The sequence below is a fragment of the Corynebacterium sputi DSM 45148 genome, assembly GCF_000427865.1.
Lineage (GTDB): Bacteria > Actinomycetota > Actinomycetes > Mycobacteriales > Mycobacteriaceae > Corynebacterium > Corynebacterium sputi.
The window spans coordinates 1-9,491 of record NZ_ATYV01000036.1 but is presented as its reverse complement, the minus strand read 5'-3'; the positions used below and the strand labels follow the sequence as shown (position 1 = coordinate 9,491).

At 59.3% G+C, this 9,491-nt stretch carries 12 protein-coding genes; 6 read left to right on the top strand and 6 right to left on the bottom strand.

Annotated elements, in window-relative coordinates; all coding sequences use genetic code 11:
* The 4 genes from YWU_RS0113250 to YWU_RS0113230 form a co-directional block, all read left to right on the top strand.
* Positions 1-207 (top strand): DDE-type integrase/transposase/recombinase (locus YWU_RS0113250; protein ID WP_027020838.1); only part of this gene is annotated, 207 nt, incomplete at its 5' end.
* A 266-nt stretch (positions 208-473) separates the two neighbouring features.
* Positions 474-1,553, top strand: coding sequence for an NADPH dehydrogenase NamA (gene namA / locus YWU_RS0113245; RefSeq protein WP_027020837.1), 1,080 nt, complete (start codon positions 474-476; stop codon positions 1,551-1,553).
* Positions 1,554-1,641: 88 nt separating this feature from the next.
* A complete protein-coding gene (locus tag YWU_RS0113240) occupies positions 1,642-2,016 on the top strand; it encodes a winged helix-turn-helix transcriptional regulator (RefSeq protein ID WP_027020836.1) in 375 nt (124 codons plus the stop codon).
* Between the two features lie 295 nt (positions 2,017-2,311).
* Positions 2,312-3,531, top strand: a protein-coding gene (locus tag YWU_RS0113230; protein WP_156892851.1) for an IS3 family transposase whose coding sequence is annotated in 2 segments (ribosomal slippage) — positions 2,312-2,582 and positions 2,582-3,531 — 1,221 coding nt in all. Because the reading frame shifts where the segments join, the coding sequence is not laid out codon by codon here.
* Positions 3,532-3,590: 59 nt separating this feature from the next.
* Here the strand turns inward: YWU_RS0113230 and YWU_RS0113225 are convergent.
* Both YWU_RS0113225 and YWU_RS0113220 read right to left on the bottom strand, forming a co-directional pair.
* Positions 3,591-3,731, bottom strand: coding sequence for a hypothetical protein (locus YWU_RS0113225; protein ID WP_156892850.1), 141 nt, complete (start codon positions 3,729-3,731; stop codon positions 3,591-3,593).
* A gap of 56 nt (positions 3,732-3,787) precedes the next feature.
* Positions 3,788-4,075: a hypothetical protein gene (locus YWU_RS0113220; protein ID WP_027020832.1), complete on the bottom strand. Its 288-nt coding sequence runs from the start codon at positions 4,073-4,075 to the stop codon at positions 3,788-3,790.
* Between the two features lie 281 nt (positions 4,076-4,356).
* Here YWU_RS0113220 and YWU_RS18280 point away from each other — a divergent pair, with 281 nt between their 5' ends.
* Entirely contained in the window at positions 4,357-4,524 is a 168-nt protein-coding gene (locus tag YWU_RS18280; protein WP_156892849.1) for a hypothetical protein, read from the top strand.
* Positions 4,525-4,530: 6 nt separating this feature from the next.
* Here the strand turns inward: YWU_RS18280 and YWU_RS0113210 are convergent, their stop codons facing one another.
* From YWU_RS0113210 to YWU_RS17010, 3 genes are all read right to left on the bottom strand, one after another.
* Positions 4,531-5,025 carry a CinA family protein gene (locus YWU_RS0113210; RefSeq protein WP_051260370.1) on the bottom strand — a complete coding sequence of 165 codons (495 nt, stop codon included), beginning with the start codon at positions 5,023-5,025 and terminating at the stop codon, positions 4,531-4,533.
* Between the two features lie 103 nt (positions 5,026-5,128).
* Complete coding sequence (locus tag YWU_RS18275; RefSeq protein WP_156892848.1) at positions 5,129-5,296, bottom strand: hypothetical protein; 168 nt, start codon at positions 5,294-5,296, stop codon at positions 5,129-5,131.
* Positions 5,297-6,915: 1,619 nt separating this feature from the next.
* A complete protein-coding gene (locus YWU_RS17010; protein ID WP_084142212.1) occupies positions 6,916-8,838 on the bottom strand; it encodes a BCCT family transporter in 1,923 nt (640 codons plus the stop codon).
* 102 nt (positions 8,839-8,940) lie between these two features.
* On the opposite strand from YWU_RS17010, the gene YWU_RS18270 reads away from it, so the two are divergent.
* Positions 8,941-9,099: a hypothetical protein gene (locus YWU_RS18270; RefSeq protein ID WP_156892847.1), complete on the top strand. Its 159-nt coding sequence runs from the start codon at positions 8,941-8,943 to the stop codon at positions 9,097-9,099.
* Positions 9,100-9,239: 140 nt separating this feature from the next.
* Here YWU_RS18270 and YWU_RS17005 read toward each other — a convergent pair.
* Positions 9,240-9,491 (bottom strand): integrase core domain-containing protein (locus YWU_RS17005; RefSeq protein WP_034647987.1); only part of this gene is annotated, 252 nt, incomplete at its 5' end.

Here is a 9,491-nt window from a genome sequence, read left to right as displayed (position 1 = left end):
CTCAACAACATCCTGGAAGGCGACCATGGTCGGCTGAAGCGGATCCTCGGGCCGAAAGGCGCGTTTAAGAACCGGACATCTGCATATCGGACGTTGAAAGGGATGGAGGCGATGCACTCATTGCGGAAAGGGCAAGGCACGATGTTTGCCTACGGGCAACCGAACCCGGACGCGGTGATCGTCAACCGGGTCTTCGAGACGGCCTGAGAACGCCCACACGCAGCGGCGATCAGGGAATGAGAAACTGAGTCTTCGCTGCTCTCCGCCCAACTTTGCAACAGCACCAGGACGAACACATCAAAATCCTCGTCCACCCTTAGCCACACCCGGGCTGCCCCCGCTGTTCAAGCCTGTGAGCTGCACACTATACAAAAGTGTACTAAGTACAGTAAAAGTGCGTACTTATATTTTCTGCAGTACACCGGTAGCTTCACACCTGCCCGCGAAACCCAATCCGGTCAGGAGAAATACCCTTGTCAGCACTACTGTTTGAGCCCTATTCGATCCGTGGCGTCGAGTTCCGCAACCGCATCGCCATGTCACCGATGTGCATGCATTCGGCCAACCCGCAGGGAGAGGTCCAGGACTTCCACCTGGTCCACTACGGCGCCCGCGCCCTCGGTGGCGTGGGCCTGATCTTCCCGGAAACCCTGATCGTGAAGCCGAATGGACTTATCGGCCCGGGCGACCTCGGTATCTGGAACGACGATCATGTGGCAGGCCTGTCCCGCCTGACCGAGATCATCCACCAGCACGGAGCCAAGATCGGCGCCCAGATCGGCCACGCCGGGCGCATGCTCGGAGTAGACGATTACGCCCCGGTCGCCCCCTCGGCTGTGCCCTGGGATGAGAACGCCCGGATCCCCGAGGAGCTTGATCATGCCAGCATCCGAGAGATCGTGGAGGCCTTCGGGGCCGCGGCACGACGGGCAAAGCAGGCCGGTTTCGATGTCATCGAGGTTCATACCGCACACGGTTACCTCCTCAATCAGTTCCTGTCCCCGCTGGCCAACCACCGCACCGACGACTACGGCGGTGATCATGCCGGCCGGTACCGAATCGTGCGGGAAGTCATCGACGCAGTCCGCGCGGAATGGGACGGTCCACTGTTTGTCCGAGTCTCGACCACCGACTACGCCGAGGGCGGGAACACCCCAGAAGACTTCGTGATCTTCGCCAAGTGGATGAAGGAGCAGGGAGTCGATTTGGTCGACGCCTCCTCCGGCGGGGTTGCCCCCGCCAGGGTCGTGTCCTATCCCAACTATCAGGTTCCGGCAGCCGAGCTGATCCGGCGTGAGGCAGGTATTGCTACCGGCGCTGTGGGATTGATCGAAAGTGGCCGCCAAGCCGAGGAAATTCTGCGCAACAACCGTGCCGATATCGTCCTTGTCGGCCGGGAGATGCTCAAGGACCCGTTCTGGCCGCGTACGGCTGCCGACGAGCTGCATGAATCCATCACCCAGCCGGCGCAGTACACCCGCTATGGCTCAGCGTGGTTGCGCAACCAGCCGAAACCTGAGGTAGCCCCGATGGAACAAACTGTGGCCCAGTAACCTTAAAACAGGTAGGACACCCCATATCAGGCCCGCCCTCAACCACAGTGGCGTGGCCTGCCCCCTTCCTTGGAAAGGCTGATGAACCATGCCGCGAACTCGCTTCTCTGATGACCTACCCGGTTGCGCGATGGAAGCCGGTGCCGCGATCATCGCCGGGAAATGGAAGGGCGTGATCCTGTTCCATCTGCTGGAAGGACAACTGAGGTTCAACCAGCTCCACCGTCACATGCCGGGAATCACTCCCCGGCTTCTGACGAAACAACTGCGTGAACTGGAAGAAGACGGTCTGGTCTTGCGCACGGTCCACCCAGTGGTGCCACCGCACGTCGATTACGAACTCACCGAAGAAGCTCTCCTGTTGGCCCCGCTGCTCCGGGATCTCAATGAGTGGGGAAAGCAGTGGCTGGCCCGGCGTGGGATCACCCCGCTTAATGAACTGACTGAGGCGGCTGACTCCTAAAGCCTCACGGCCCTGCCACACGAGGGGTGGCTGCCCCTTCCCGGCAGTCACACCGCCGGTTTCTCCTCTTCTTCCCTTCCAGCGCCGCTCAATAAGGCTATGCCAGCCCACTGAGGTCGACATTGCCTCCATGCCACATGGCCGGGGGTTGACCGCTAGCTGAAGAGACCAGGAAGCAAGCACCATGGACAACCCTGACACTCCGAAACGTGGCCGGTCCAGTGACCGGTGGCCCTACCCTCGTTGAGTGGACACCCGATTTAGCGGGCCCCGTCTCGCACGAGAGGATGCCACCATGACCGAGAAGACCCCCGGCAAACGACCCCGGAGAACCTTCAGCCCCGAGTACAAGCACGAAGCCGCCCGCCTGGTCATCGACACCGGACGCGCGATCGCCGAGGTCGCCCGGGAGCTGGGTGTCGGTTCCCAGTCGTTGGGCAAGTGGGTCGCTGCCGAACGAGCCGCCGATGCCGGCGAGCCCACCGGGGAGCTGACCGTCGACGAACGCGCAGAGCTCAAGGCCCTGCGCCGTCAGGTCGCCGAGCTGCACAAAGACAACGAGTTCCTGGGAAAAGCAGCAGCCTTCTTCGCAGCCAAGCAACGACCGACGAACGGTACGAACTGATGGCAGCGCAGAAGGCGAACTACGAGGTCACCCGCATGGCCAGACTTCTTGGCGTGTCCCGATCCGGCTTCTACGCCTGGGTCACACGGCAGGCCACAGAACCCGGCCCACGACGCCGTGAACGTGACGCACTCGATGTGAAGGTCCGTAAGGCCTTCGCCGACTCCGACGACGTCTACGGTGCTCCCAGGATCCATGCGCAGCTCGCCCGGGAGGGTACTGACGTCGACCGGAAGACCGTGGTGAAATCGATGCTCCGGCAGGGGTTGGAAGGCATCAGTCCGAAGAAGTTCACCCCGGTGACCACGATCCCCGGCGTGGACACCTACAAGATCCCTGACCGGGTCAAACGCGGCTGGGACCAGGGCGGACTCAACCGCGTCCGGATTTCGGACATCACCTACCTGCGTACCGGTGAAGGCTGGCTGTACCTGGCGGCGGTAACTGACGCGCATTCCCGCCGGATTTTGGGCTGGGCGATGGACTCACGCATGGGGACGTTCCTGGTGGCCAAGGCCCTGAAAATGGCTCATACGCTGCGTGGGGAGGTGCCGGAGGGTGTGGTGTTCCATGCCGACCGGGGTACCGAGTTCACCAGTGATGACATGTTCACCGTGTGCCGTGGCCTGGAGATGCTGCAGTCGGTCGGGCGGACCGGTGTGTGTTGGGACAATGCGATGGCCGAGAGTGTGTGGGCGAGGCTGAAGAGCGAGTTCTACGATCGCTGGGCCTGGCCTACCCGGGCGGAGGCGCGGTTGAAGGTCGGTGACTGGATCGAGTCCCGGTACAACCGTCGGCGACTGCACTCCGCGCTTGGCTACGTTCCGCCGGTGGAGTTCGAAATGAATCTGCTCAACAAACCTGCTGCTGAGGAACCTGACGCAGCTTAGTTACCTGTCCACGATTTGCGGGGAAGGCCAATCCGGGCGCGGGTGCCGTGGCTGGTGACCTACCCGATCGCGAGAAGCGCCCCGAGCTCGCGGAAGCGCTGGAGATCCCGGGCCGCATCATCGGCGGTCGCGCGGCGGGGGCATAGTCCCGGGTAGTTATCGTGGCCGGCGTGCCAGCCCCCGGCGATGGGTAGCGCCACCCCGAGATATCCTCCGGCCCCATCGATCACGTTCACGCCGTCAATCGTGAGCGCGCTCATTCCGCAGACTTCCCACAGTCCAGCGCGTGCAGCACGGCAAGGGTGGTACGGATCGACGGGTGCACCGTCGCGTGCAAATCCTTGTTGAGCGCCCACAACTCTTCGCACTCGCGGCACCGGGGCGTGCCGGGTGTTCCGCACATCATCGCGCGGTTGCTGGACACCTTGCCGCACCAGTAGGTGCGCGTGCCGTCGTCGTTGTGGCGAAACACGTAGTGGATGCGGGAGGGGCGGGGTTTTCCGGTGTCTGCGATCGACGTAACGGGAGCGTGATTCTTGGTCATGGGGCAGCCTTTCCGACCTGATTGGCACATGGGTTGGCACGCGGGTCGACATTCGCGGCGAACGTGCAGGTCAATAGCTGTTGCAGTGGATTCCCGGCGGCTCCACCACGAAGGAACCCCTGGTCTTTTGACCAGGGGTTTCGTCGTTCGTAGATCACGACACGATCGTACAAGTACCTGGCGCGGTCGCCTGATGTGCACGCGTTTGAAGCGCGGCAAGGGCCATCCGCCGGTAGGGTAATGCCGCACCTGCGCAGTCCCCAGAGCCTTTCGGAGAGTCCATGAGATTTACCCTTTTTGCCGTGCTGTTCCTCGTGCTCTACTTCATCGGCGCTCCGCCTTCGGTCTGGATCGCTCTGCTGGTGGCAGGCTCGGCATATCTCATTTGGGATACCTACCGGATTTACAAGAATCGGCAGAACGAGTCCGACGCAGTTCAGAATGTCTAGCAGCACCTACTCGCAAGCGTCGGCCATCAGTCCGTGGAGCAGTGTGAGTGCCCGGAGCTGGGTCTGCCCAAGGATCTCCTCGGGTTCTCCGGAGAAGTGGTGGAGCTGGGTGCGCATAGTTCCTCGGACCAGAGCAGCAATCCAAGTGGTCCCCGGTGGGTTGCCCTCTTGCTCGCCAGGGCCACCGGCACCAGTGGCAGCGACCGCAGCATCGGCTCCCATCAAGTGCGCGACGCCAGAGGCCATCTCCCGTGCAGCCGATTCGCTGATCACTGGACCTGGAGATACCCCTAGTACTTCATGCTTGCTGCGAGTTTCGTAGGTAACGACGCCTCCGACAAACCAATCCGACGAATCCGGAGCCGCAGCGAACTGGGTGGAGATCTGCCCGCCGGTCAGCGACTCTGCGACGGCGACATCGAAGCCATGCTTGAGGGCGAGGCTGGCAATCGCGTGAGCGACCTCAGCGGCGGCAGTCTCCAGTTCGGATACATGGGACATCGGCGGTCTCCCTTCGTCATGCGTAGTCCTAAGCGCGTTGCTACCAAGGGTACGGAATCAGAGAAACGAACCCGCAGAGTTTCTTTCTTCCGAGTCTGCGAGCCTATCCGCGGCCGCAGTCGATCTGAATTGTGTCCTCATCGTCACCATCGAATGCCCAAGCGAGCGCATTTTTATGTGGGACGTTGTCTTTAAGTAGATCTGCTTGCCGTTGGACGCCCGCTATAATGGAAGGTGCCTTCTCAGTGAACTCCTCGTTCGAAAGTTTCACGATCCAACACCATGCAAGATTTGTTCTGGTGAACAACCGATTGCTTGATCCGATCGTACTCTTATCTAGGTTTCGGTACGTTTCGCGCGCAGTTCCGTATATATCGTCTCCGTAAAGTCCGTAATCTCTTAATATGGTATTGATGGCATCTTCAGTTCCAAGGCGGAGCTGCTCGATTTCTGTGAGTTCAATCGGAGTTTCAGGATCAGGGGGAGTCGGTGAGCTAGGGCCGAAGATCTGCAATATTAGATCTGCAACCTGTCCTAGCCCGATAGAGCGGAAGAAATTCGCGATTTGCTGAATGAATGCCGGGCCGGACAGCTCTCCGATGGCGTCGAACTTCTCTGCTTCTGTGGGGGAGAGATTCTGGAGGCGTTCGAGATCGTGGGGGGAGAGCTGGCCTTTTATTGAGGCAATAGCCGACGGAAGCTCGGTGGGCTATGCGGAGGCGGCGCCTACGCTGCTAACCATGGCAAGCCCCATGATCGCGCTGGTTGCGATGGTCTGTCGGAGGAAGTTCATAGTTCGAAACGTATGATGGCTCCATCGCCTGTTCAAGCCACTGGTATTGGCGGCAAGTTTTGTATGGAATCTAGGCCTTGAATCTGCTAAAGGCGTCGTCAAATCGTTGGTGAGTCCACGAAATCACCTCTAAGTCGCGTTTGTTGGAACGGGTTCGCCGTTGGAGAGATTTTTCGGACTCGAATTGAACGAACACGACATTCAGATTTGGATCTATGCTTTGCCGCGGGCGCTCGAGAATTCGAAGGTCTCTGCGGCTTCATCAACTTCTTCTGTGGCGCCATTCAGCCCAGAGTAATCTATGCAAAATCCGATATAGGTGAATTTGTCATCACCAGAAACTGCATAGGCTAATGTCAACCCGGGAATCGAGATCGGTTCCGAGACTTCGTCTACCTCTGACTAAAGGCGGGGAAGCTCTGCATTGTCGAATCGCATTACTTCGCAATTCTTTTCGGGATTGTCCGTTTCGATAATGGCGATCGCCGCTTCGGCGCCTGGATAGGCTTTGAAAGTTAGTTCCTCGAAGTTCGATACGATTTCCCTAATTTGCGCGTAGAGTTCCTCGGATATGAGTTCTCCTCTCGAAGGATGCTGTTCAGGCTATTCTCTAGATCTTGGCGTTCGCGTTGTAAGCCGGATGGATTTCCAAGACTTCCGCCGAAGATCTGTCGGACCAGGTCAGCGAGTCTGTCGAGACTGAGCACAGTGAAGTACCGCGCGATCTGGTCGATGAAACTCGGGCCGCTGAGGGAGCCGAGGATGTCGAGCTTCTGCTCTTCAGCAGGGGGGGTTCTGGAGACGTTCTGCCTCCTCGGGAGTTAGCTGGCTTTCGATCGAGGCGATGAACGGCGGAAGCCCAGTCGGCTGGGCAGAGGCTACGCTCGCATTGCCGACGAGAGTCAGACCTGCAATTGCAGTGGAGGCCAACGCTTTTCGGAATATGTGCATGGTCAACGAGGCTATTGAGCGCACGCGCAGGGCATAAGCCCCAAGTTTTGTTGGCAAAAACTTGGGGGTCGCTCGCGTGGGTGAGGAGTTAGGTTGAGGGGGACGTCGGAAAGCAAATCTTTAGCGTCCTTCCGCTCCTCATCGACCTACTTCTTACTGTTGTCGCCGTCGTTAGAGGTATCCGTGCCGTCGGACAATTGGTCTGGCAGGACGACGTCACCTGGTTGGCGGGATCCTGAGGCTTCGAAATCATCATCGTGGTCTGGGGCATCGACGGAATTGACGTCGCCCTGGTATTCAACATCTCCTTCGACAAGCAAGGTGCCCGGGACGACGTAGCGGCCTTCGTCGTCGTAGCCGGCGACGGGGAGTGCATTGCCGTCTTCGTCGTAGCCCGGGGCAGGTTTCGCTTCCTGCTCTTCCAACGATTCCGGTGTGTGCGCAGTGTCCCACTGGCGTGTGGCGGGCTCTGGTCTGGCGTGGAAGTCCGAGCGGATTCCCTGGAGCAAGGAGTACATCATCACGAACATGATGAGGAAGAACGGGAAACCGATGATGATCGCGACTTCTTGCAATGCCTCGATACCGACTCCCGGTGCCATCACGAGGATTGCTCCTGCGACAGCGCCGATCGCAATAGCCCACATGACGCGGTGCCAGGTCGGGGTGACGTTCTCCTCTCCGACAGCGAACATGTCGATGACGAGTGCGGCTGAGTCGATTGAGGTGACGAAGAAGATCGCAACAATGACTAGCGCAAAAATGCTTACCGCGAAGGTCCACGGGAAGGAACCCAGGAAGGTGAACAGCGCGGCAGCGGTGTCGCCTTCCTCGACGATCGGGTTAGAGAGGACCCCCGGATCGGTCTGCTCAATGTCCAGTGCGGCGTAACCGAAGATGGAGAACCAGATGATGATGAAGAGTGTGGGGAGAACGAGCACACCGCCGACGAACTGGCGGATGGTACGTCCCCGGGAAATACGCGCGACGAACATACCGATGAACGGCGCCCAACAGATCGTCCAAGCCCAGTAGAACACGGTCCACGCGCCCTGCCAGCCGTCAGTGAGATCCTGAGAATCAGACCAGAACATCAGGCGGGGGAGCCACTCCGCGTACACCGAAGCGGAATCCATGGTGCCACGCATAAGCAGGAGTGTCGGCCCGGTGACCAGGACGAACAGCAGTAGCGCAACGGCCATGAGGATATTGATGTTGGACAGATTTTTAATGCCCTTGTCCAGGCCAGCAGCGACTGACCATGAGGCGAGAACCACGATGACAACAATGATGAGGATCTGCACCCAGGGGGCGACCTCAATGCCAAACAGGATGTTCAGGCCTGCGTTGATCTGCAGAATTCCCAGCCCGACAGAGACCGCGACACCGAAGACAGTGCCGATGATGGCGAGGGCGTCGATGATTTTTCCAGGCCAGGAATAGATGGCTTTTCCGAGAACCGGTGCAAAGATCGACGACAGTCGCGGCGGCAGGTTGCGCTTGTAGATGAAGTAACCAAGCGCAAGGCCAGGCAGCGCGAAGATCACCCACATATGCAGACCGAAGTGGTACATGGTGAACCCAATAGCCTGCTCGATGGCCCCTTGGCTCATCGGTTCTTCGTTCTGCATCGGGACGTTGATCACGTGATTGATCGGCTCGGCGACACCGAAGAACATCAGTACCGAACCGAGACCACCGGCAAAGAGCATGGCGAACCAGCTCTTGAGGGTATAAGCGGGGGCTTCACCGTCTTGTCCGAGTCTGACTCGGCCATAGCCACTTAGTGCGAGGGCGACGAGGAAGATGAAGGCAATCGACACGCCGCCGATGTATAGCCAGTTGAGATTAGTCATCAACCAGTCCGACACCACGGCAAAAGAATCTCGAGCGGTGGTTCCGAGAATCACGCATACTGCGACGAAAGCGATGATGAAGCCCAATGATAGCCACAGGACAAGTTTGTCTGGGCCGGCTTTATAGGCGTCACCGTTGCGTGGTTGTTTGTCACTCTCGCCGTCGGTGCTTGCCACACCGTCTGAGGAGGGAGATTGAGTCCTTCTGCTCATCGTGCTGTGGACCTCCGGTGGCCGATGCGTCGCATCGACCTAGACTACTGGGACGTGCCGTGTGCTCTCGCTAGACGACGACCTTCAGTGTAGGGCAATCTGATGGGCGTCTCTCAGGAGGCGACTCGTCTGGCCCAGAACCGTGACAAATGGTGCGGAATCGTTCATGATGACCTCTTCGTTCTATTACTGCCGGAGGAGCCTCCCATGGACGACATCGAGGTAGCTGAAGTTTTCGTTTCCCGCCCGGACGGAGACTAGATGTATCTGGCCCATTACAAGGCGCGCGGTATGGGCAGGTTTCGCACGGTAAAGGTGATGAGCTTCTTTGAAGGCGGCTCGCGTTCCTAATTCGAAATGTGGGACACGGGTCTGCTGCACGGATAGGTGACAGGTTCTAGTCACGCAGCCAGTGCGGCTGGCGTGTTCATGATGGCCTCGAACTCGATCGGGGTCAAACGTCCGAGGCGGGGTTGGCGACGGCGCCGATGGTAGGTCCGTTCGATCCAGATCACGATCGCGATGCGCAGCTCTTCTCGGCGGGTCCAAGTGCGGCGGTCGAGGACGTTCTTCTGGAGCAGGCTGAAGAACGATTCCATGGCCGCGTTATCGCCGGCAGCGCCGACTTTGCCCATCGATCCGACCATGCGGTG